At 62.9% G+C, this 21791-nt stretch carries 17 protein-coding genes; 12 read left to right on the top strand and 5 right to left on the bottom strand.

All coding sequences use genetic code 11. The features are described from left to right. Positions 1 to 86 precede the first annotated feature (86 nt). Positions 87 to 1355: a 4-aminobutyrate--2-oxoglutarate transaminase gene (locus tag M1D34_RS20885; protein WP_498784179.1), complete on the bottom strand. Its 1269-nt coding sequence runs from the start codon at positions 1353 to 1355 to the stop codon at positions 87 to 89. 213 nt (positions 1356 to 1568) lie between these two features. Between M1D34_RS20885 and M1D34_RS20880 the strand changes: the two genes are divergently transcribed. The 5 genes from M1D34_RS20880 to M1D34_RS20860 all read left to right on the top strand — a co-directional run bounded on the left by M1D34_RS20880 (position 1569) and on the right by M1D34_RS20860 (position 7852). Beyond that, entirely contained in the window at positions 1569 to 2399 is an 831-nt protein-coding gene (locus M1D34_RS20880) for a MerR family transcriptional regulator (RefSeq protein ID WP_003529089.1), read from the top strand. Positions 2400 to 2742: 343 nt separating this feature from the next. Further along, a complete protein-coding gene (locus M1D34_RS20875) occupies positions 2743 to 3876 on the top strand; it encodes an acyltransferase family protein (protein ID WP_027993790.1) in 1134 nt (377 codons plus the stop codon). A 16-nt stretch (positions 3877 to 3892) separates the two neighbouring features. Continuing rightward, positions 3893 to 5005, top strand: coding sequence for a glycosyltransferase family 2 protein (locus M1D34_RS20870; RefSeq protein ID WP_498784177.1), 1113 nt, complete (start codon positions 3893 to 3895; stop codon positions 5003 to 5005). Between the two features lie 6 nt (positions 5006 to 5011). After that, positions 5012 to 6049, top strand: coding sequence for a glycosyltransferase family 2 protein (locus M1D34_RS20865; RefSeq protein WP_498784175.1), 1038 nt, complete (start codon positions 5012 to 5014; stop codon positions 6047 to 6049). Positions 6050 to 6058: 9 nt separating this feature from the next. Continuing rightward, positions 6059 to 7852 (top strand): ABC transporter ATP-binding protein, encoded by a 1794-nt coding sequence (locus tag M1D34_RS20860; RefSeq protein ID WP_498784173.1) that lies wholly within the window; start codon positions 6059 to 6061, stop codon positions 7850 to 7852. Positions 7853 to 8060: 208 nt separating this feature from the next. Here M1D34_RS20860 and fba read toward each other — a convergent pair whose 3' ends face one another. Beyond that, a complete protein-coding gene (gene fba / locus M1D34_RS20855; protein ID WP_498784171.1) occupies positions 8061 to 9104 on the bottom strand; it encodes a class II fructose-bisphosphate aldolase in 1044 nt (347 codons plus the stop codon). Between the two features lie 645 nt (positions 9105 to 9749). Between fba and M1D34_RS20850 the strand changes: the two genes are divergently transcribed. The 4 genes from M1D34_RS20850 to M1D34_RS20835 are packed head-to-tail and all read left to right on the top strand — an operon-like array spanning position 9750 to position 15049. Then, positions 9750 to 11348, top strand: a complete 1599-nt coding sequence (locus tag M1D34_RS20850) for a peptide ABC transporter substrate-binding protein (RefSeq protein WP_010975714.1) — start codon at positions 9750 to 9752, stop codon at positions 11346 to 11348. Between the two features lie 51 nt (positions 11349 to 11399). Continuing rightward, positions 11400 to 12323: an oligopeptide ABC transporter permease OppB gene (oppB, locus tag M1D34_RS20845; protein WP_003529067.1), complete on the top strand. Its 924-nt coding sequence runs from the start codon at positions 11400 to 11402 to the stop codon at positions 12321 to 12323. Continuing rightward, complete coding sequence (locus M1D34_RS20840; protein ID WP_498784168.1) at positions 12316 to 13446, top strand: ABC transporter permease; 1131 nt, start codon at positions 12316 to 12318, stop codon at positions 13444 to 13446. The genes oppB and M1D34_RS20840 overlap by 8 nt, the downstream gene beginning before the upstream one ends. A gap of 1 nt (position 13447) precedes the next feature. Continuing rightward, entirely contained in the window at positions 13448 to 15049 is a 1602-nt protein-coding gene (locus M1D34_RS20835; protein ID WP_498784166.1) for an ABC transporter ATP-binding protein, read from the top strand. A 191-nt stretch (positions 15050 to 15240) separates the two neighbouring features. On the opposite strand, the gene M1D34_RS20830 is transcribed toward M1D34_RS20835, so the two are convergent. Both M1D34_RS20830 and M1D34_RS20825 read right to left on the bottom strand, forming a co-directional pair. Further along, positions 15241 to 16584, bottom strand: coding sequence for a sigma-54-dependent transcriptional regulator (locus M1D34_RS20830; protein ID WP_498784164.1), 1344 nt, complete (start codon positions 16582 to 16584; stop codon positions 15241 to 15243). Next, on the bottom strand, positions 16581 to 18401 hold the full coding sequence (locus M1D34_RS20825; protein WP_498784162.1) for a sensor histidine kinase: 1821 nt from the start codon (positions 18399 to 18401) through the stop codon (positions 16581 to 16583). The genes M1D34_RS20830 and M1D34_RS20825 overlap by 4 nt, the downstream gene beginning before the upstream one ends. 273 nt (positions 18402 to 18674) lie before the next feature. Here M1D34_RS20825 and M1D34_RS20820 point away from each other — a divergent pair, with 273 nt between their 5' ends. From M1D34_RS20820 to M1D34_RS20810, 3 genes are all read left to right on the top strand, one after another. Beyond that, entirely contained in the window at positions 18675 to 19607 is a 933-nt protein-coding gene (locus M1D34_RS20820; RefSeq protein WP_498784160.1) for a VOC family protein, read from the top strand. Between the two features lie 101 nt (positions 19608 to 19708). Continuing rightward, positions 19709 to 20311: an alpha/beta hydrolase gene (locus M1D34_RS20815; protein ID WP_127535061.1), complete on the top strand. Its 603-nt coding sequence runs from the start codon at positions 19709 to 19711 to the stop codon at positions 20309 to 20311. Between the two features lie 106 nt (positions 20312 to 20417). Next, the gene (locus tag M1D34_RS20810; protein WP_498784158.1) at positions 20418 to 20657 is read left to right on the top strand and encodes a type II toxin-antitoxin system Phd/YefM family antitoxin; all 240 of its coding nucleotides are present in this window, start codon (positions 20418 to 20420) and stop codon (positions 20655 to 20657) included. 20 nt (positions 20658 to 20677) lie between these two features. Here the strand turns inward: M1D34_RS20810 and M1D34_RS20805 are convergent, their stop codons facing one another. Next, a complete protein-coding gene (locus M1D34_RS20805) occupies positions 20678 to 21790 on the bottom strand; it encodes an ABC transporter permease (RefSeq protein WP_498784156.1) in 1113 nt (370 codons plus the stop codon). Position 21791: the final 1 nt, after the last annotated feature.

Raw genomic sequence — 21791 nt, 5'->3', positions numbered from 1 at the left:
CCGCAGGCCTCGCTTCTATTCCTTGTGAGGGCGCGGATCATGCGCCCCGGCATGGGTGACCGCGATAGCGGCCGGCCCGGCAGCCGTCAACCGCGTGCTTCGAGGATCGATGCCTCGATAGTGTCGAGGGCTTCTGCGAAGACCTCGTCCTGGATCGTGATCGGCGCCAGGAAGCGGATGACGTTGCCATGGACGCCGCAGGTCAGCAGGATGAGCCCCTTTTCGAGGGCAAGGAGGCGGACCTTGTTTGCGAATTCGGCGCTCGGCAGGTTCGTCCTCACGTCGTTGAATTCGACGGCGTTCATGAAGCCGGGTCCGCGGATGTCGACGATTTCCGGTGCTTTCTCGCGGATCGCCGCAAGGCGCTGTTTCAGCCGGTTGCCGAGCTGGTTCGCCCGCTCGCACAGGTTCTCCTCGGCAATCACGTCGAGGACGGCATGCGCGGCGGCGATGCCGAGCGGATTGCCGCCATAGGTGCCGCCGAGGCCGCCCGGCCCGGGCGCATCCATGATCTCGGCGCGGCCGGTGACGGCGGCAAGCGGAAAGCCGCCGGCGAGGCTCTTCGCCATCGTCGTCAGGTCCGGTGCGACGCCGTGATGTTCCATGGCGAAGAGCTTGCCGGTGCGGGCAAAGCCGGTCTGCACCTCGTCGGCGATCAGCAGGATGCCATGCTGGTCGCAGACCTCGCGAAGCGCCTTCATGAAGGCGGTCGGGACCGGATAGAAGCCGCCTTCTCCCTGAACCGGCTCGATGATGATCGCTGCGACGCGGGCCGGATCGACATCGGCCGCGAACAGCTTCTTCAGCGCCGAAAGCGACTGCTCGACAGCCACGCCGTGAAGCTCGATCGGGAAGGGGGCGTGGAAGACATCCGCCGGCATCGCGCCGAAACCGACCTTGTACGGAACGACCTTGCCCGTCAGCGCCATGCCCATGAAGGTGCGGCCATGGAAACCGCCGCCGAAGGCGACGACCGCCTGGCGGCCCGTCGCGGCCCGCGCGATCTTCACGGCGTTCTCGACGGCTTCCGCGCCGGTCGTGACGAAGATGGTCTTCTTCGCGAAGTCGCCGGGCACGATCGCGTTCAGGCGCTCCGCCAGATGTACGTAGTTCTCATAGGGCACCACCTGGTGGCAGGTGTGGGTGAAGCGGTCGAGCTGCGCCTTCACGGCGGCGATCACCTTCGGGTGGCGGTGGCCTGTATTGACCACGGCGATGCCGGCGGCAAAGTCGATGTAGCGGTTGCCTTCCTTGTCCCAGATCTCGGCGTTTTCCGCGCGATCGGCATAGACCTGCGTGGTCATTCCGACACCGCGGGAGATGGCTGCATTCTTGCGATCTGTGAGGCTCGTCATCGTTGTCGTCCTGGTCGAGAGGGAATATATTGCATTTTTTCTGCAACTTTTCTCAGGAAGAGGTACATTTTTCAGGATGGATTGCAAATCAAATTTGCTGATCGAGACAACACCCGGATTGATGGACGCTTCTTGTGCAGCCGCCGCGCTCGCGGCTAGATAGCCGCCAGCGATCGACGGCACGGATCCGCACGGTGATGAGGATATGGATTGATGGGCGGTATTGGCACCATTCGCTACAAGGTTGCCGAGGCGGCAAGGCTAGCGGGCGTGTCCGCCTCGACGCTCAGGCTATGGGAAACGCAAGGTCTCGTCGTGCCGGAGCGTTCGGTGACGGGGCATAGACAATATACCGATGCCGATCTCGCCCGGCTGAAGCGCATTTCCTGGTTCCGGTCCGAACGCGGCCTCAACCCCGCAGCGATCAGGGAGGCTCTGGAGGCGGAAAGCGCCTTCACCGAAGACGAAAACGGCTCGGCAATGCCGACCGAAGACAATGGCGACATGCAGGTCGGGCGGAAGCTGCGCAGTCTGAGACATGCCGCGGGCAAGACGCTGGAACAGGTGGCCGGTGACATCGGCATCGCCGCATCCGTGCTTTCGACGCTGGAGCGGACGTCGCAGGGCGTCTCCGTCGCCGTCCTGCACAATCTGGCGGAATATTTCGGAACCACCGTATCGAGCCTTTCCGGCGAAGAGCAGACAAGGGCGCGGGCGCTCGTGCGGGCCGGCGAGTGGCGCAACTGGCCGCGCACGACACCGGGGGTGACGGTGCAGCTGCTTGCCGAAGGCAAGAACCAGATGGATTGCCATCGCTTCGTTCTGGCACCAGGCGCCTCGAGCGAGGGCGCCTACCGGCATGAGGGGGAGGAATTCGTCTACGTCCTCTCCGGACATGTGGAGTTCGTGCTGGATTCGGATCAGTTCTACGATCTCCACCCGGGCGACTCCCTGTATTTCGAGAGCCGCCGCCGCCATGCCTGGTCGAACAGGCACGACGGCGAAACCGTGTTGTTGTGGATCAATACGCCGCCGACGTTTTGATAGGAAACATCGGCACTTACGGCGTGAAAACAATCAAAATGTTTATCTGCTGACAGCTGTATTTCGACGTAATGAGCCGTGCTGCTCCGAACCGCAGCGCCTATTCAACCGCGCCGACGCCAAATATTGCGCACAAGACACACTCCCGGCGTCTTGGGGATCAGCCGACTATGTTGATGAAGGACGGAACAAAGTTTGGCCCGATTCCCCCGTTCAGCCTCGAACAGTTCTTTAGCCTGCCCGACTGCTGGCTTCCATCGCTGAGCGCTCAACGAACCTGATTGCAGATGACGCACCTGTTCGCGAGTCGACGGAAGAAAGCTCGAACGGAGAGGGAGTGTTGATGCAGATGGTGCGCGACCAGCAGCTGGACGGCCTGAGAGCCGTAGCGGTCTCAATGGTGCTCTACGCGCATTTCTTCGCAGCCGATGGATCCCATTTGGGCCATCTCGGCGTCCGGTTGTTTTTCGTTTTGAGCGGCTTCCTGATAACGCGGCTGCTGCTCGATGCGCGCGACGCTGCCCGTTTCGAGCCGGCGACGGCACTCAAATCCTTCTACGCACGCCGCGCACTTCGCATCTTCCCTCCCTACTTCGCCGTCCTGGCCGCCGTCTTTTTCCTGGATCTGGAACGATCGAAGGAGGTCATGGCGTGGCACGCCCTTTATCTGTCCAATTTCTGGTACGCGCTGCAGAACGAATGGACGCCGTGGGTTCTCTGTCATACGTGGAGCCTGAGCATCGAGGAGCAGTTCTACCTCGTCTGGCCACTGATCGTTCTGCTCGTGCCGCGCCGGTCGGTTGCCGGAGTTTGCGTCGGCGTTATCGTTTGCTCGCTCGCCTACCGCTTCTACTGGCCGCTCACCGGTACGCCATCACTCGCGCGGGACCTCTTGCCGCCGGCGTCGATGGATGCGCTGGCCGTGGGCGCGTTGCTCGCCGCCCGCCCATCCTGGCGAAGTGGTTGGCCGGCATGGGCAAAACTGAGCTGGATGCCGCTTTCGCTCGCTTCGCTCTTCCTCGTGTGGTCGAAGCCGGTCGCCATGACACCGGTCGTCGCGTGGTTCGCCTGGATTGGCCTGGAGGTCGTCCCTCTCCTGCCGCTCGCAATGCTGGTCGGCGGTTGTTCCAAGGGGATCGGCGGGCTTGCCGGTCGGCTCATCGCGCTTTCGCCTTTGGCGGCGCTGGGCCGGATCAGCTATGGCGTCTATCTTTTCCACGCGGTCGTGCTGGCCCTGGTCGTTCAAGCGCAGCCTTTCATCCCGGTCAATGTCTCGGATCAGGGGGCAGGGCGGTTCGTCGTTGCCGGCGCCCTGACCGTGATACTCGCCTCGGTTTCCTGGCTGTTCTTCGAGAAGCCGTTGAACGGGCTGAAGCGCCACTTTCCCTATGTTCGTCCGGACGGCGGAGCGGGGGCGGCAGCTGCTATCCCTGGCGCCAGTCGTGACGAAGCCTTGCAGCCCCAGAACCTTCGATAAGCACACGAGCCGAAACATGCCGACGCCCCTCGTCTCCATCGTCCTGCCCGTCTACAACGCGGAGCCGTACATTGCCGCAGCTATCGAGAGCGTGTTGCGCCAGGACTACGAGCGTCTGGAGGTAATCGCGATCGACGACGGGTCGACGGATCGGTCGCGGGACATTCTCGAACGATACCGCAAGAGCGACTCTCGCGTGTCCATCATCTCCCGCGAGAACCGCGGCCTCATAGCGACCCTGAATGAAGGCTTCGCGCTCGCAAAGGGCGAGCTTGTCGCGCGAATGGATGCCGACGACATCGCCTATCCGTCGCGCCTGTCGCGGCAGGTCGCATTGTTTTCCGAAGTGCCCCGGCTCGCCCTATCCGGCACGGGCATCGACATGCTGATCGGCAATCGGATCATCCGTGGCAAGCCCAATCCCATTTACCGCCCGGGAAGTCTGCGAATCCTGTCGATGTTCTTCACCATCTTCATGCATTCGACCGTTGTCTATAACCGTAACGTCATCCCGGAAGAGATGCTCCGCTACGACCCGAATTATGTGCATGCGGAAGATTTCGATCTCTTCAGGCGGATCGCCGATCGTTTCCCAGTTCACATGATCGACGAGGCGCTGGTCGCCTATCGGATCCATGAGGATAGCGTGACCAGCAAGCACAAGCGGCAGATGCGCCGGACCCATTTGACCATCGTCGCCGAGAACCTGGCGCGGAATGCCCTTCTCGGAGATTCCGCTGCCCTCGAAGCGATCGGCGCCGCGGTAACGAGCGAGACGGTGGCACGTCTTGCCGACTGGGTCCTGGCGCTCGAGCGTGAGATTTCGGCCCAGCCGGGCGAGGTTTGGCGTGCCTATGACGATGGCGCCCTTTGCTTTTTCTACTTCCTCTACCAACTCATCGCCGACGAGGAGCAGCCGCGACTGACTCATGAGTTCCTGACACGGACGGGGAAATGGGGCCTCATCCGCCGCCGCGAGCGATACGGGCTGCTTGCGGCCGCTCGCGCACCCTGGTGCAGCCGGATTTCGCTTGCCGCAAGCAAGCGGGTGGATCGGCTCGCGCGCCACCTGCAGTCGGTGCCCGCCGCGACCGTGCTTCCCGGACATGGCTTCCCGGATATGGCTTGACCTGACATGGCCGTCGAACAGCCCGCAAAAGCGCAGAAACGTCCAAGAGCACCGGCCATCCGGCACTCGGTGGCCGCTTCATTGTCCGAAGCGTCGGAGCCGTTCGCCAGCTTCATCGTCTGCACGCGCAACCGCGTCCGGTCGCTTGGCGCCTCGATCCGATCGATCGAGACCGCATGTCATGCCCATGCGGCGATCAGGAGCGAACTCGTGGTCGTGGACAACGGCTCCACGGACGGCACCCCGGAAGAACTCGCACGCCTGGCAGCAGCCACGACAATGCCGATAACGCTCGCCACCGAGCCTCGCCCGGGCCTCGCCGCGGCACGCAATACAGGGATGGGGCGCGCGCGGGGCCGAATTCTCGTATTCATCGACGACGACTGCGAGGTGGACAGGAACTATCTCGCCGACCTCGAACGGCACTACGCCAATGGCGACGCGCGGGTCATCCGCGGAGGACGCGTGGAGCTCGGCGATCCTGCCGACCTGCCGTTCACCATCAAGCGGTCGAAGGTCGCGGCACGTCTGACCCGCGATGTCCACCCCGGCGGCTTCGTCCTCGGCTGCAACATGACCATGCATCGCGACGTCGCGGCGAGCATCGGTCCTTTCGACGAGCGCTTCGGTGCCGGCGCGCCGCTGAAAGCCGCGGAAGACACGGATTACCTGGTCCGGGCATTTCAGCTCGGCATCCCGGTCGAATACGTGCCGGACATGATCGTCCATCATCATCACGGCCGCCGTCTTCGTGCGGCGATCGAAGAACTGCATCGCAATTACAGCCTCGGCAATGGCGGGCTCTGCCTGAAGCACCTCCTCGGCGCGCCTTGGCTTCTCAAGCATTTCGGCTGGACCCTCAGGTCCGCATGCGGTGAAGTTTTCGGCGGCGCCCGCTTCGACCCAAAGCTGCAACTGTCGCATTGGCCGATCGTTTCGATGAATATTGTCGGCGCCGCGCGCTTCGCGCGGCTCGCCATGACGAACCCGGCGCAGCCGACCGAACGGCGCCGGCCCGGACAAGCAGCACCGAAGCTCAGGTGAGGACCGCAGATGCGTAGATTCTTATTGCCAGGCCTTGAGGTCCTGCGCGGCGCACTGGGGCGGCAAATGCGCCTGCTGCCGGCCGTGGTCATTCTCGGCCTCGCCAGCGCTGCGCTCGAAGGCGCCGGCATCGGCCTCATCATTCCGATGCTGGGCATCATCGCCGGAGATGGACAGGCCAACGGCTTGAGCGGCATTTCCGCTTACTTTCAGGCGATAGGAGAGGGCTTGGGAGACGGCGAACGCCTCCTGGTTATTGCGGCCGCCGTGCTCGCGCTGATCGTGCTCAAGAATATCCTCGCCTTCGCCAACACGCTGCTCACGACCTTCATCTACGGCAAGGCCAGCCACGCCATCCGCAGCGCGCTTTCGGATCAGCTCCTGCGGATAGGATATCCGTTCTTCATGCAGCAAAGTCCCGGCCGGCTGCTCAACATCATCTCCAACGAGTCATGGCGCGCGTCCGACGCGATCCAGACGGTCCTTTCGTCTATCGTGCACGGCTCGGCGGCCGTCATCCTGCTCGCCTTTCTCTTGCTCATGTCCTGGCAGATGACGCTGTTCGTGGCGCTCGGCCTCGTCTTTGTCCAGCTTGCCCATGCAGCGCTCTCCGCGACGCTCAAGGGCCCCAGCCGCCATGTGACCTCCTTCAACAGCGAGCTTGCCGCCAGAATGCTGCATCTCGTTCATGCCGGAAGGCTGATCCGCGTGTTCGGCCAGGAAACACGCGAGAAGAATGCATTCGATTCCGCATCCGACGCCGTTCGCCGGGCCGGCTTTGCGCTCCAGTCACGACAGGGCGCGCTGCCGCCGCTGACCGAAGTGCTGCATTCGGCGTTGTTTCTGGCCGTGGTCGTGAGCGCCTGGTCCATCGGCGTCAGCTTTCCGGTGATCGTCGCCTTCGTCGTGCTGCTATATCGACTGCAGCCGCATATGCGCGCCCTGCAGATGTCCTGGAGCCAGATTCAGGGCTGGAGCGGATCGCTCGAAGAGGTGCGATGGCTTCTCGACTCCTCCGACAAGCCGAAGCCTCCTCAGGGCAATGCACCGGTCGACGGCCTCCATCAGGGCATGACATTCGACCGTGTGACCTTCCGGTATCCCGGTTCCGAAGTGCGTCCCCTGGTGCTGCATTCCGCAAGCTTCGAAATCCGCAGCGGCCGTTCGACTGCAATCATCGGCCGTTCCGGCGCCGGAAAGACGACGATCGTCAATCTCCTCTGCCGTTTCGTCGAGCCGGATGAAGGCCGCATCCTCGTCGACGGCGTGCCGCTCGGTCAGATCGATCCCGTTCAGTGGCGGCGCCAGATCGCGGTCGCCAGTCAGGACCTCGAACTGGTGGACGGCACCATCCTGGAAAACATCACCTACGGTCAAAGCGCCACGCCAGCAGAAGCGGAACGCGCCGCGGAGCTGGCCGAAGCGCATGGCTTCATCGAGCAGCTGCCGCAGGGCTATGAGACGCTCGTCGGCTACAGGGGTGCAAGCCTCTCGGCAGGCCAACGCCAGCGCATCGCGCTTGCCAGGGCGCTGGTGCGCGATCCGGCCGTCCTGATCCTCGACGAGGCGACGAATGCGGTGGACGGCCTGTCGGAGGCGGCGATCGTCGAGACGCTGAGATCGAGGGTCGGCAGACGCACGACGATCGTGATCAGCCATCACAGGAGCACGATCTCGTTCTGCGACGACGTCGTGGTCCTCGGCTCCGGGCGCGTCAAGGGCCAGGCCGCACTGGCGGACGTCGCGTCGCTCAGCATGGACCAGCTCTACGAGCATGAGACCGGCATGGGGGGTGGAGGGTAGGTTTGCGGCACGCTCAGCGGCCGGATGCAGGGCACGCGAAGACCCAGCCGCTTGTCCATTCGCCCTGCTTCGCCCCGTTTTGACGGGGAGAAGCGACAAGCGGCGCCGCCGGCGAATCTCCGGCAACCAATGGAGGAGGCAGAGGGTCCCACGAGCGCTTGCGGAAGAAGGTGCCGGCAGGCGGATGAGGGGGCCTCCGATCGGAAAATTATGCGGCGGCGTAGCGCTTGGCCATCTCCGGCAAACGCAGCACCCGGATCTTCGATGCCTGGCCGGCGGCACGGAAGGCCTCGAAGCGCTCCTTGCAGACCTCGGTCATGTGGGCAATCGCGGGCTTCAGATAGTTGCGCGGATCGAAATTATCCGGATGCTCGATATGGTGCTTGCGGATCTCGCCGGTAAAGGCGAGGCGGAGATCCGTGTCGATATTGACCTTGCGCACACCGAGCGGAATGGCCTTCTGAATCTCGGATACCGGAACGCCCCAGGTCTTCTTCATCTTGCCGCCATAGGCGTTGAAGAGTTCCTGGAGATCGGCGGGAACGCTCGAGGAACCGTGCATGACGAGGTGCGTGTTCGGCAGACGCTTGTTGATCTTGGCGATCGTCTCGATCGAGAGGATCTCGCCGTCGGGTTCGCGGGTGAACTTGTATGCGCCGTGGCTGGTGCCGATCGCGACCGCAAGAGCGTCGACGCCGGTCTTCGAGACGAAGTCGAGGGCCTGCTCGGGATCGGTCAGCAATTCCTCGCGCGAGAGCTTGCCTTCAAATCCATGTCCGTCCTCCTTGTCGCCCGCACCCGTTTCCAGATTGCCGAGGCAGCCGAGTTCCCCTTCGACGGAAACGCCGGCCGCATGGGCGATCTTCACGACTTCCGCGGTGACGGCGACATTATATTCGTAGCTCGCGACGGTCTTGCCGTCCTTCTCCAGCGAGCCGTCCATCATCACCGAAGTGAAGCCGTTGGTGATCGCCGAGATGCATGTCGACGGCTGGTCGCCATGGTCGAGGTGGAGGCAGACGGGGATATGCGGATATTCTTCCGCAGCGCCGAGGATCAGATGGCGCAGAAACGCATCGCCGGCATAGGCCCGCGCGCCGCGGCTTGCCTGCAGGATGACAGGAGAGTCGGTCGCATCCGCGGCTCTCATGACGGCCTGGATATATTCGAGATTGTTCACATTGAAGGCCGGCAGCGCGTAATCGTTCTCCGCCGCGTGGTCGAGCAGTTGCCGCAATGTGATCAATGCCATTCTTAACTCCCTGATGCATCACGCCACTCCAGGCGCCAGTTCAAGCGCACAATAGTTCATGCGGGGCGTTTGGCAACCGGGCCGGCGGTCCTGTCGGTCGCTTGATGGACGTGCGTCAGACCAAATTGCTGTGGATGAGAAATACCCCTGTCAGAAATCGCTACTTTCGCCCTCTGGTGGTGTTGCCAACCTCAGTTGTGCCCACAGTGCAGCCGCGGGTTTTCGCTTCCGGCGGCAGGTTCGGTCCGGAACGTGGACGCGTTCGGCATCCGCAGGTGGGTGAGCCGATTTGCAAAAAGATTGCAGCGATAGGGGCAATTTTTTATGCATATTACGTAAAGTGCCGCTACAATTCATGAAGGTTGCATGACTGCTCTTTCGGAGCATTCTTCCGTATCGAAGCGCAACATGCCGAAGCGATCTACAACGTTGCAGGTGGATGTCCGCGCGCCGGGGCCGGTCGCCAGAGCCGTGTCGCGAAAGGGAGGAAATTCGTCGCAAACGCCTATACAACCTACGCGGTTATTGTTGTTCGCGTTTTAAAGAGAAGGATGCAATTTTCCGGGCAGATCGCTTGCGTTCGCTGAAAATTTGCACTTCTCTCCTGCGATCAATGAACCCAAAACGAGGGGAAGGAGAAGAAAAATGGCTTCACTGAAACTCAATCTCAGGGCCGCTGCGCTCATAGGCTCGCTGCTCATCGGGGCAAGCCCCGCGCTCGCCGAGGCGGTACTTCACCGCGGCAATGCCGGCGAACCGCAGACGCTCGACCAGGCCCACACTTCGATCAACATCGAGGAGTTCATCCTCAAGGACCTCTATGAAGGCCTGACGATCTACGATGCCGCGGGCAAGATCGTTCCGGGCGCCGCCGAAACCTGGGAGCTTTCGGACGACGGTACCGTCTACACGTTCAAACTGCGCGCCGATGCCAAGTGGTCGGACGGGTCGCCGGTGACGGCAGAGGATTTCGCCTTCTCCTTCCGCCGCGTGGAGGATCCGAAGACGGCGGCCGAATACGCCAACATCCTCTTCCCGATCAAGAACGCCGAAAAGGTCAACAAGGGCGAAGTGCCGGTCGACCAACTCGGCGTAAAGGCCGTCGACGAAAAGACGTTGGAAGTTACCCTCGAGCGGCCGACGCCGTTCTTCCTGGAACTGCTCGCACACCAGACGGCGCTTCCGGTCAGCAAGGCGAGCGTCGAGAAGAACGGCGCGGACTTCGTCAAGCCGGGCGTGATGGTTTCGAACGGCGCGTTCAAGCTGACGGCACATGTGCCGAACGACAGCCTGACCGTGGAGAAGAACACCAATTATTGGGATGCCGCCAACGTCAAGCTCGACAAGGTGATCTTCTATCCGATCGACGACCAGGCGGCATCGGTTCGTCGTTTCGAAGCGAAGGAAATGGATCTCGCCTACAACTTCTCCGCCGACCAGATCGAGCGCCTGCGCACGTCCTATGGAGAGCAGGTGCACGTTTCCCCGACGCTTGCCACCTACTACTACGCTTTTGATACGCGTCAGGAGCCCTATAACGATGTCCGCGTCCGCCGGGCACTTTCGATGGCGGTCGACCGCGACTTCCTCGCCAAGGAAATCTACAGCGGTTCGCAGCTGCCGTCCTATTCGATGGTTCCGCCGGGCATCGAGAGCTACGGCGATCCCGCCAAGGCCGACTTTGCTGACATGTCGCAACTCGATCGCGAGGACAAGGCGATCGAGTTGATGAAGGAAGCCGGTTACGGCGAGGGCGGCAAGCCGCTCAACATCGAAATCCGCTACAACACCAACCCCAACCATGAGCGTGTCGCGACAGCGGTCGCCGACATGTGGAAGAACACCTTCGGCGCCAAGGTCTCGCTGGTGAATCTCGACGTGTCGTCGCACTATGCCTACCTGCAGGAGGGCGGCAAGTTCAACGTTGCGCGTGCCGGCTGGGTCGCCGATTACGCCGATGCCGAGAACTTCCTGGCGCTGAGTCTCAGCACCAACAAGACCTTCAACTACGGACACTTCGAAAACGCCGAATTCGATGCGCTGATGAAGAAGTCGTATGAGGAACAGGATCCGGCGGCACGGTCGAAGATCATGCACGAGGCTGAAACTCTGCTGATGAAGGAGCAGCCGATCGCGCCGTTCCTGACACAGGCGGACCTCTGGCTCGTTTCGGAACGGGTCAAGGGCTGGCAGGACAATGCGCCGAACGCGCATCTGAGCAAGTTCCTGAGCGTCGCCGAGTAACGAGCAGAGGCGACGCGCGGGCACCCGCGCGTCGCCTCCGGAGCCAAGTCCATGATCTCCTTCATCCTTCGCCGGCTGGCGAGCGCGGTGCCGACGCTGTTCATCGTCGTCACCATATCCTTCTTTCTGATGCGTTTTGCCCCCGGTGGGCCCTTCAATCTCGAGCGTCCTCTCCCGCCCTCCACGATGGAGAACCTGATGAGGACCTATCACCTCGATCAGCCGCTCTGGCGCCAATACGCTACCTATCTCGGCAATGCGGTCACGGGCGACTTCGGTCCGAGCTACATCTATCATGACAACAATGTGGCGCAGCTGATCGGCAAGGGCCTGCCCTATTCGATGGAGCTCGGCTTTTACGCGCTGTTACTCGCGGTCGTCGGCGGCGTCATAACGGGAACGATCGCCGCATTGCGGCAGAACAGCTTCCTGGATTTCGCAGTCATGTCGGTTTCCACGATCGGGGTCACCGTTCCGAACTTCGTCGTCGGTCCCGTGCTGACGCTGATCTTTGCGATCGTGCTCGCGTGGCTGCCCGCCGGCGGTTGGGGGGACGGTTCTCTCCGCTTCCTCATCCTGCCGATGATCGCGCTCGCGCTTCCCCAGCTTGCAGTCTTCGCCAGGCTCACGCGCGGCTCGATGATCGAGGCGCTCAACACGGATCATATCCGCACCGCGAAAGCCTATGGCCTGCCGTCCCGCGCCGTGGTCGTGACGCACGCCATGCGCGGTGCCATGCTGCCGGTCGTCTCCTATCTTGCTCCTTGCGCCGCCGCCCTCCTTACGGGCTCGGCCGTGGTGGAAACGATCTTCACTATACCGGGGGTCGGGCGCTACTTCGTGCTCGGAGCAATCAACCGCGACTATACGCTGGTCATGGGCACCGTGATCCTCATCGCCATCTTCGTCATCCTCTTCAATCTTCTGGTCGATATTCTCTACGGCCTGCTCGATCCGAGGGTTCGCCATGACTGATATTGCTCAGATCCCGGCATCGACGCCCGAAACCAAGGGCCGCAGCCTCTTCCAGCTTGCAACGCTGCGCTTCCGCCGCAACCGCCCGGCCATGGCCGGTTGCGTCATGCTGGTGCTCATTGCGCTGTTTTCATTCGTCGGGCCGCTTTTCTCGCCTCACAGCTACGATCAGGTCTTTCCGTCCTATGTCACGATTGGCCCCAGCCTCGAGCCGCGCCCGGACACGTCGACGCTTCAGGACGTGATGGAGGGCGTGGCGACCCGTGCCCGCGTCACGCTCACGGAATTCAACGTCGACGGTGAAACCTTCACCGCCACGGTGACCTCCGATAAGCCGATCGATCCCCGCGCCACGCGTTATTTCGACCGGGCGAACGAGTTCGAGAACACCGAGGTGGTCGCGACGGAGAACGATGGCCGTACCCTGAAGGTCGAGGGCGAGGTGGCGCGGGAATATTTCCCCTTCGGCACCGATTCCAACGGCCGCGACCTGCTTGTCCGGGTGATGCTGGGCGGCCAGATCTCGATCGCCGTCGGCCTGCTGGCGAGTCTCGTTTCGCTCGGCATCGGCGTCGTATACGGGGCGACCTCGGGCTATATCGGTGGGCGCGTCGATAACGTCATGATGCGCCTGGTCGAGATCCTCTATTCGCTGCCCTTCGTTTTCCTCGTCGTGGTGCTCGTCGTCTTCTTCGGCCGCAGCTTCATCCTGATCTTCCTGGTGATCGGGGCTGTCGAATGGCTGGATATGGCCCGCATCGTGCGCGGCCAGACGCTGGCGCTCAAGCGGCGTGAGTTCGTTGGAGCGGCGCAGGCGCTGGGTCTGACCGACTGGCAGATCATCCGCCGGCACATCATCCCGAATACGATCGGTCCGGTCATCGTCTTCGTCACCGTCGTCGTGCCGAAGGTCATCCTGCTCGAGAGCTTCCTTTCGTTCCTCGGACTGGGCGTGCAGGCCCCGCTTACGAGCTGGGGGGCGCTGATCTCGGAAGGTGCGAACAACATCCAGTCGGCGCCGTGGCTCTTGATCTTCCCCGCGATCTTCTTCGTCGTGACGCTGTTCTCGCTGAACTTCGTCGGCGACGGCCTGCGTGATGCGCTCGACCCGAAGGACCGATGACATGACAGAGATGAAGGACTCCATTCTCGCTGTACGCGGCCTGAAGGTCGACTTTTCCACCCCCGACGGCACCGTCGAAGCGGTCAAGGGCATCGATCTCGACGTCCGTTCCGGCGAGACGCTCGCGGTCGTCGGCGAATCCGGCTCGGGCAAGAGCCAGACCATGATGGGAATCATGGGCCTGCTCGCCAAGAACGGGACGGTGACCGGTTCGGCGCGCTATCGCGGCCAGGAACTCGTAGGGCTCGCACCGAAGACCCTGAACAAGGTGCGCGGCTCGAAGATCACCATGATCTTCCAGGAGCCGATGACCTCGCTCGATCCGCTCTACACCATCGGCCGTCAGATCGCCGAGCCGATCGTCCATCACCGCGGCGGCAGCTTCAAGGAGGCGCGCAGGCGCGTCCTCGAGCTCCTGGAGCTCGTCGGCATTCCCGAGCCGGGGCGGCGCATCGACAGCTATCCGCACGAGCTTTCCGGCGGCCAGCGCCAGCGCGTCATGATCGCCATGGCGCTTGCCAACGAGCCGGACATCCTGATCGCCGACGAGCCGACGACCGCCCTTGACGTGACCATCCAGGCCCAGATCCTCGATCTGCTCAAATCGCTGCAAAGGCGCTTCGGCATGGCGATCGTGCTGATCACCCACGACCTCGGCATCGTCAAGTACTTCGCCGACCGTGTCGCGGTCATGCGCCGCGGCGAGGTCGTGGAGCAGGGGATGACGGCTGATATCTTCGAGCGGCCGAAGGCGGACTATACCAGGATGCTGCTGGAGGCCGAACCGAGCGGGCGCAAGGCTTCGCCCCCCGATAACGCCCCGATCATCCTGGAGGGTCGCAATGTCGCGGTGGACTATACGATCCCTGGCGGCCTCTTCCGCGGGGCCTCGGCCGCATTCCGTGCCGTCGACGGCGTCAATCTTAGGCTCAGGCAGGGTCAGACGATCGGCATCGTCGGCGAATCCGGCTCCGGGAAATCGACGCTCGGCCGGGCGCTGCTGAGGCTTCTGCCGAGCAGCGGCTACTACCGTTTCGGCTCGACCGACATTTCCGGCTTTGACCGCGGCGCGATGCGGCCGCTGCGCCGCCAGCTGCAGCTCGTCTTTCAGGACCCCTACGGGTCGCTCTCGCCGCGCCGGACCGTGGGGGAGATCATCACCGAAGGCCTCCATGTGCATGAGCCCGACCTGAGCCGTGCCGATCGCGACCGCAGGGCCATCGCCGCGTTGAAGGAAGTCGGCCTCGATCCCGCGTCGCGCAACCGCTATCCGCATGAATTCTCCGGCGGACAGCGCCAGCGCATCGCAATCGCCCGCGCGATCATCCTGAAGCCGAAGGTCGTCATTCTCGACGAGCCGACTTCGGCGCTCGACCGCTCGGTGCAGGGGCAGGTGATCGAACTCCTGCGCGATCTGCAGGAAAAGCACGGTCTCTCCTACATCTTCATCAGCCACGATCTTTCGGTGGTGAAGGCGATGTCTGACTATGTGATCGTGATGAAGAACGGCCGGATCGTCGAAGAGGGGGAAACGGACACGATCTTCGATGCGCCGAGGGAGCCCTATACGAAGACGCTGATCGGCGCGGCGTTCAACGTGTGAGGCAGCGGGAGGCGTTTTCGCGTGGATTCGCCCCTCATCCGCCTGCCGCCACCTTCTCGCCGTTTTGACGGGGAGAAGGGACACGCGGCGCCGCCGAGGCCACTAAAGTCCCTCTCCCGCATGCGGGGAGGGGGTTAGGGTGAGGGGCCTTTTCTCGCAGGGCCGATGGCAGGGTCGCCCGACCCGACCGATCACCGCTCCTCCGATAACGCTCTCTTGTCCAACCCGAACTTCTGCATCTTCTCGTAAAGCGTCTTGCGCGAAATGCCGAGCGACTCGTAGACGGGCTTCAGCGCGCCGCCATGGGCCGCGAGAGCGCTGGCGATGACGCTCTTTTCGAAGGCGGCCACTTTGTCGGTCAGGCGCTGGCCATTCGCCGGTGCGAGCGCCTCTTCGCGTTCGGCTTCGAGCCCGAGGACCAGACGCTCGGCGGCATTGCGCAACTCGCGCACGTTGCCGGGCCACTCGCGTGCGGCCATTTCCGAAGCGAGCGCGGGCGAGACGACGATGTCGTCCCGGCCGTAGCGAGCGGCGGATTCCCGGACGAGCTGCATGAAGAGCAGGGGGATATCGGAGCGGCGCTGCGAAAGCGTCGGCACTCTCAATGTTGCGACGTTCAACCGGTAAAGCAGGTCGGCACGAAAGCGGCCGCTTGCTACCTCGCGTTCCAGATCGACCTTGCTGGTGGCGATGAAGCGAACATCGAGCGGTACGGTCTCGTTCGAGCCGAGGCGCGTTATGACCCGCTCCTGCAGTACGCGAAGGAATTTCGCCTGGAGATCGAAAGGCATGGAGCCGATCTCGTCGAGCAGGATGGTGCCGCCGCGGCCATGTTCGAATTTGCCGTAGCGCGGCCTGAGCGCTCCGGGGAATGCGCCCGGCTCGTGCCCGAAGAGCTCGCTTTCGATCAGGTTTTCCGGAAGAGCCGCGCAATTGATGGCGATGAACGGGCCGCTCGCGCGGCTGCTCAAATCGTGGAGCGCGCGGGCGACGACTTCTTTTCCAACTCCCGTTTCGCCTATGATCAGCGTATCGGCGTCGGAGGCGCCGATCGCCCTGATGCGGTAGCGCAGGTCGACCATTGCCTGGCTTCGCCCGGGCAGCCGCTGTTCGATGTCGTCGCGTTTGCCCGCAACGGCCCGCAGGCGGCGGTTTTCGAGCACGAGACTGCGCCAATCGAGCGCGCGGCGAATGGTGCCGGCAAGCATCTGGGCGGTGAAGGGCTTTTCGACGAAATCATAGGCGCCTTCGCGCATCGCCCGGACCGCCAGCTGCACATCGCCGTGTCCGGTCACCAGGATCACCGGCAGTTCGGCATCGATCTCGCGGATGCGCTGCAGAAAGGTCATTCCGTCCATTCCGGGCATGCGGATATCGCTGATGACGACGCCGTGGAAGCTGAAGGCGATGCGTTCGAGTGCATGTTCGGCGCTGGCGAACGTATCCACCCGGAAGCCGGCGAGCTCCAGCGCCTGAGCGCTGGAGCGACGCAGTTCCTCTTCATCGTCGACGAGCAGGATGCGGCTTTCGATCATTCGGCTGCCTCCCGCCCGGTTTCGCCGGCAAGGGCAAGCTCGATGCGAAAGACCGCGCCACCCTCCGGATGGTTCGACACGGTGAGGCTGCCTCCGAAATCCTTGATGATGTTGTAGGAAATGGAGAGGCCCAGGCCAAGACCTCTTCCAACTCCCTTGGTCGTGTAGAACGGATCGAAGATGCGTTGCGCAACTGCCGGAGCAACGCCCGCGCCGCGATCGCGCACCGTCAGCACGGCCCTGTCGCCTTCGCGCCAGGCGCGCACGGAAAGCTTGCGATCGTGAAGTCCCTCGACGGCGTCGGCAGCGTTCGAGATCACGTTGACGAGCACCTGCTGCAAGCGGACCGAACCGGCGAGAACCGCCAGTTCATCGCCGAGATCGATATCCATTTCGGCGCCTGCCGCCTTCAACCGCATCTCCACGATCTCCAGCGTGTCGCGCATCACCTCGTCGAGACGAACCGGGCCGAGTTTTTCATTGGGTTTTCGCGCGAAATTGCGCAGGTGACGGCTGATCGAGGCCATGCGGTCGATCAAGCCCGAAATCCGCCGGACATTGTCGCTCGCCTCGGCCGTGCGGCCGCGCTCGATCAGCAGCGCGGCGCTGTCGGCATAGGTCTTGGCGGCGGCGAGCGGCTGGTTGAATTCGTGAGACAGGGCAGCGGACATCTGCCCGAGGCCGGCAAGTTTGCCCGCCTGGATGAGATCGGCCTGGGTCTGGCGCAACTGCCGCTCGGTGAGCCGCCGCTCTGCGATCTCCGCTTCGATCTGCGAATTGACGCGCGCAAGATCCGCCGTGCGCTCCTCGACACGGCGCTCGAGTTCCTCCTGCGCCTGCTCCTGCATCAGAATGCGTTCCCTGAGCCGTGCGCGCCGCTGGATGATAATCGCGATCGCCAGGGCGGCAAGGCAAAGGAGCAGCATGACGGCCGCAACCGTGGTCAGGGCCTGGGTCCTGACGGAGGCCGTGTCCGTAAGCACGTTCACGGTCCAATCCGCCTCCGGCATATAATGCGAGAGGGCAAGATATTCCCGCTCGCTGCCCTCGGACACCCTTAGCAAGCGATGTCCGGAAAGCTCGCTTTGCACGGCAGGCAGCGGTCGAAGCCTTGCATCCGCATAGCGCCGCGAGCCCTCCGTCCGGGCAAGCCGGTCAGGCGTCAGCGGCAGGATCCCGGCATAGAGCCATGCCGGATTGCCGCTCATGAAGATGATGCCTTCCGGGTCGGAGACGAAGATCCTGTATTCGCCGCCCTGCCAGGAGGCTTCAATGGTTTCGATATCCACCTTGAACACGATCACGCCGCGGATTTCTCCGCCGACGCGGACCGGCGCACCGAAATAGTAACCGCGCTTCAGCGATGTCGTGCCGAGAGCATAGAAGCGGGACTGGTCACCTTTGAGTGCGTCCTGGAAATAGGGGCGGTAGCTGAAATTCTCGCCGACAAAGCTCGTCGGCCCATCGTAGTTGCTGGCCGCGATCGTGTTGCCGTTCGGCGTGATGACATAGATGTCGGAGGACTTGAGGAGTTCGTTGATCTCCTTGAGATACGAATTGACGGCACCGCGCAGCCGCCGGTCGCGCGGACGCGTCACCAGTTCCTTGACGTCGTCATGGTCGGCGATCAGCGCGGGCAGGGCCTGATAGCGGTTCAGGTGACCGCTAAGGGCCGCAACCGCCAGCCGCAGAGCCGTGTTCGCCTGCGACGAGGCCTCCTGCATATAGCTGCGTGTTGCGACGGCGGTTCCCTGGACGGCGATCAATCCGGCGGCTGCCGGCAGGAGAAGGAGGGCAAGAAAGAAACGGTATTTCACGGAATGCCCGGGCTCCTCCTCCCGCTCGCGGTTTTGGCCGCAGGTCGAATGCTGCGGGACCGCCGCGATGCTAAATTGCGCCCTGACGCGTGGCAAGCGGCCATGCAGGCAGTCCTCTCCTGCCTCGGCCAGTATTGTTAACGGTCCGCCTGCCGTGTCAACGCCTCATTGACAATCCGTTCTTTCGGAACGGCCTTTCGCTCTCGGCGTCCAGAGAGCATCTAATCGGCATCAACGCATCCCGCAAAGCCGCGGGCAGAAAGGAAGCGGATCATGATCGAGCAGATCAAAGGCCTGCATCACGTGACGTCAATGGCGGACGACGCCCGCACGAACAACCGGTTCTTTACCGACACGCTCGGCCTGCGCCGTGTCAAGAAGACGGTGAACTTCGACTCGCCGGACGTCTACCATCTCTACTATGGCGACGCGACCGGCACCCCCGGCACCGTGATGACCTATTTTCCCTTTCCGCAGATGCCGCGCGGTCGCGCGGGCACGGGAGAGGTGGGGACGACCGTCTTCTCCGTCCCGCGGGGCTCGCTCGGCTTCTGGCAGGAGCGCTTGGCGGCACTCGGTGCGAGCGGTCTCAAGCAGACGGAAAGCTTTGGCGAGAAGCGCCTGAACTTTGCCGGTCCGGACGGCGACGGCTTCGCTCTCGTCGAGGTCGAGGACGACCCGCGTACGCCCTGGACCGAGGGCGGCATCACCGAGGATCACGCCATCCGCGGCTTCCACTCGGTCGCCATGCGGCTACGCGACGAAGGCGCGACGGCGGAACTGCTGAAGTTCATGGGTTACGAGGAACTCGACCGCAAGGACGGCGTCACCAGGCTGATCGTGCCCGGCGGCAACGGCGCGAGCCTCGTCGACCTGGAGACGCTGCCAAACATCAGCCGCGCCGCGCAGGGCGCCGGTTCGGTGCACCACGTCGCATTCGCCGTCGACAACCGGGAGAAGCAGCTGGAGGTGCGCAAGGCGCTGGTGGACACCGGCTACCATGTGACGCCGGTGATCGACCGGGACTATTTCTGGGCGATCTATTTCCGCACGCCGGGCGGCGTTCTCTTCGAGATCGCCACGAACGAGCCCGGCTTCGACCGGGACGAGGACATCGCGCATCTCGGCGAGGCGCTTAAGCTGCCGCAACAGCACAAGCATCTGCGCCCGGTTCTCGAAAGCCATTTGCAGAAGCTGGAAGCCTAGCGGCCAGCACACTGCGCGCTCCTCCTCCGCTTGCGAAGGAAGGAGCGCACTTTCTTTGGATAGAATGAGCGTTCGCCACCACGCGGGCAAAGGAGAAATCGATGGTCGATCATGGCTATGTGCACAAATTGAAACCCGGCATGCCCGGCGCTCCGATCCTTTTCGTCCTTCACGGGACCGGCGGGGACGAGAACCAGTTCTTCGGCTTCGGAGCGCAGCTCCTGCCGGAGGCTACCGTCGTCTCGCCGCGGGGCGACGTATCGGAACATGGGGCCGCCCGCTTCTTCCGGCGAACGGGCGAGGGTGTTTACGACATGGCGGACCTCGCGCGTGCGACGGAGAAGATGGCGGGTTTCGTGAAGGCGCTCGCTGGCGAACACGATGCCTCGGAGATCATCGGTCTCGGCTATTCCAACGGTGCCAACATTCTCGCGAATGTACTGATCGAAGAGGGCGTCTTCGACAAGGCCGTGCTCATGCATCCGCTGATCCCTTTCCGTCCGAAGGACAATCCCGCGCTCGCCGGGCGGAAGATCCTGATTACCGCCGGAGAGCGGGACCCGATCTGCCCGGCTCCGATGACACAGGCGCTCGGGGACTACTTCACGAAGCAGAAGGCGACGGTGGAATTCGAGTGGCATTCCGGCGGCCACGACATCCGCCAGAACGAGATCGGCGCCATCGAGCGGTTTCTCAAAGCTTGATGGCGCCCTGACGAAGACGTTTACTGTGTTGTCGAAGCTTGCTGGATAGTATGCGGGACTTCAGCGCGGATTCTGCGGCGCTGATTCCGCGGGGGGCGAGGCAGTGGTGGAAACGATCGACATCCATGAAGCGAAGAAGCAGTTGTCGCGGCTGGTTCAGAAGGCTTCGCGGGGAGAGGCCTTCATCATAGCCGAGGCAGGAAAACCTATGGCGAAAGTGGTCCCACTCGATCAGCCGGCCCCGCACGAGAAACGACGGATCGGCTTCTTGACGGGTCAAATTACGGTGCCGGACGATTTCGAGTTGATGGGTCGAGAAGAGATCGAGGGTCTGTTCGGCAAGTGAATTGGTTCAATCGTTTCATCCTATTCCAGCCGCCTGCGGAAGAGCCACGCGGCTGACGATAGGGTGACGATCGCGATCAGGCACAGAGGAAGTGTCTGGTGGACGACTTCGGTTAGCGGAATGTCCTTCAGAAACACACCCTTCACGATCACCAGGAAATAGCGCAGCGGGTTGATGAGCGTCACCGGCTGCAGCCAGGAGGGCATGTTTTCGATCGGCGTCGCGAAGCCCGAAAGCAGCATGGCCGGCACCATGAAGAGGAAGGCTCCGAGGATCGCCTGCTGCTGCGTCATGGACAGTGCCGAGATGAAGAGACCGAGACCGACGACGGCGGCGAGATAGAAGATGGCGCTGCCATAGAGCAGGAACAGTGAACCGCGCAGCGGCACGCCGAAGATGAAGACCGCGGCGAGGATATAGATGGTGATGTGGAAGAGGCCGATCATCATCGGCGGAATGAGCTTGCCGAGCAGGATCTCGTGGGTGCGCAATGGTGACACGATGAGCTGGTCGAAAGTGCCGAGCTCCCGCTCGCGCGCGACCGACAGCGCCGTGACGATGAGCCCGATCAGGAGAGCGATGCTCGCGACCAGGTTCGGCACCATGAACCATTGATAGGTGAGGTTCGGATTGAACCAGTTTCGGGCCACGACCCGGATCGTCTCGGAGGCCGCACGCTTTCCGGCCGGCGTTTCGGCCGCGACGGCGCCGACGATGCGGCCGAGATAGCCGGAGACGATCTGCGATGCGTTGGAACGCCGGCCGTCGAGGATCATCTGTACCTCCGCCGGTCTCCCCGCCTCGATGTCGCGGGAGAAGGCGGGGCCGATCTCCACTACGGCGAGGACACGCTGGGTATCGATCGCGAGGCGGACCTCGTGAGGGCTGTTCGCGAGCTCTATCGAGCGAAAGGTCGGAGAGCCGCCGATCTGCTGCACCAGTTCCCGGCTCCAGTGGCCGTTGTCACGATTGAGCACCATGAGGTCGACGTTCGTCACCTCGAGCGTCGCCGCATAGGAGAAGACCAGGAGCTGGATGATCGGCGGGCCGATCAGGACGGTGCGGCCCTTCGGATCGCGCAGGACCGCGAGCAGCTCCTTGACGATCAGGGCTTTGAGCCGCGTCCACCACATG

It is taken from the genome of Ensifer sp. D2-11, assembly GCF_054161295.1.
This window is presented reverse-complemented; position numbering and strand designations above follow the sequence as displayed.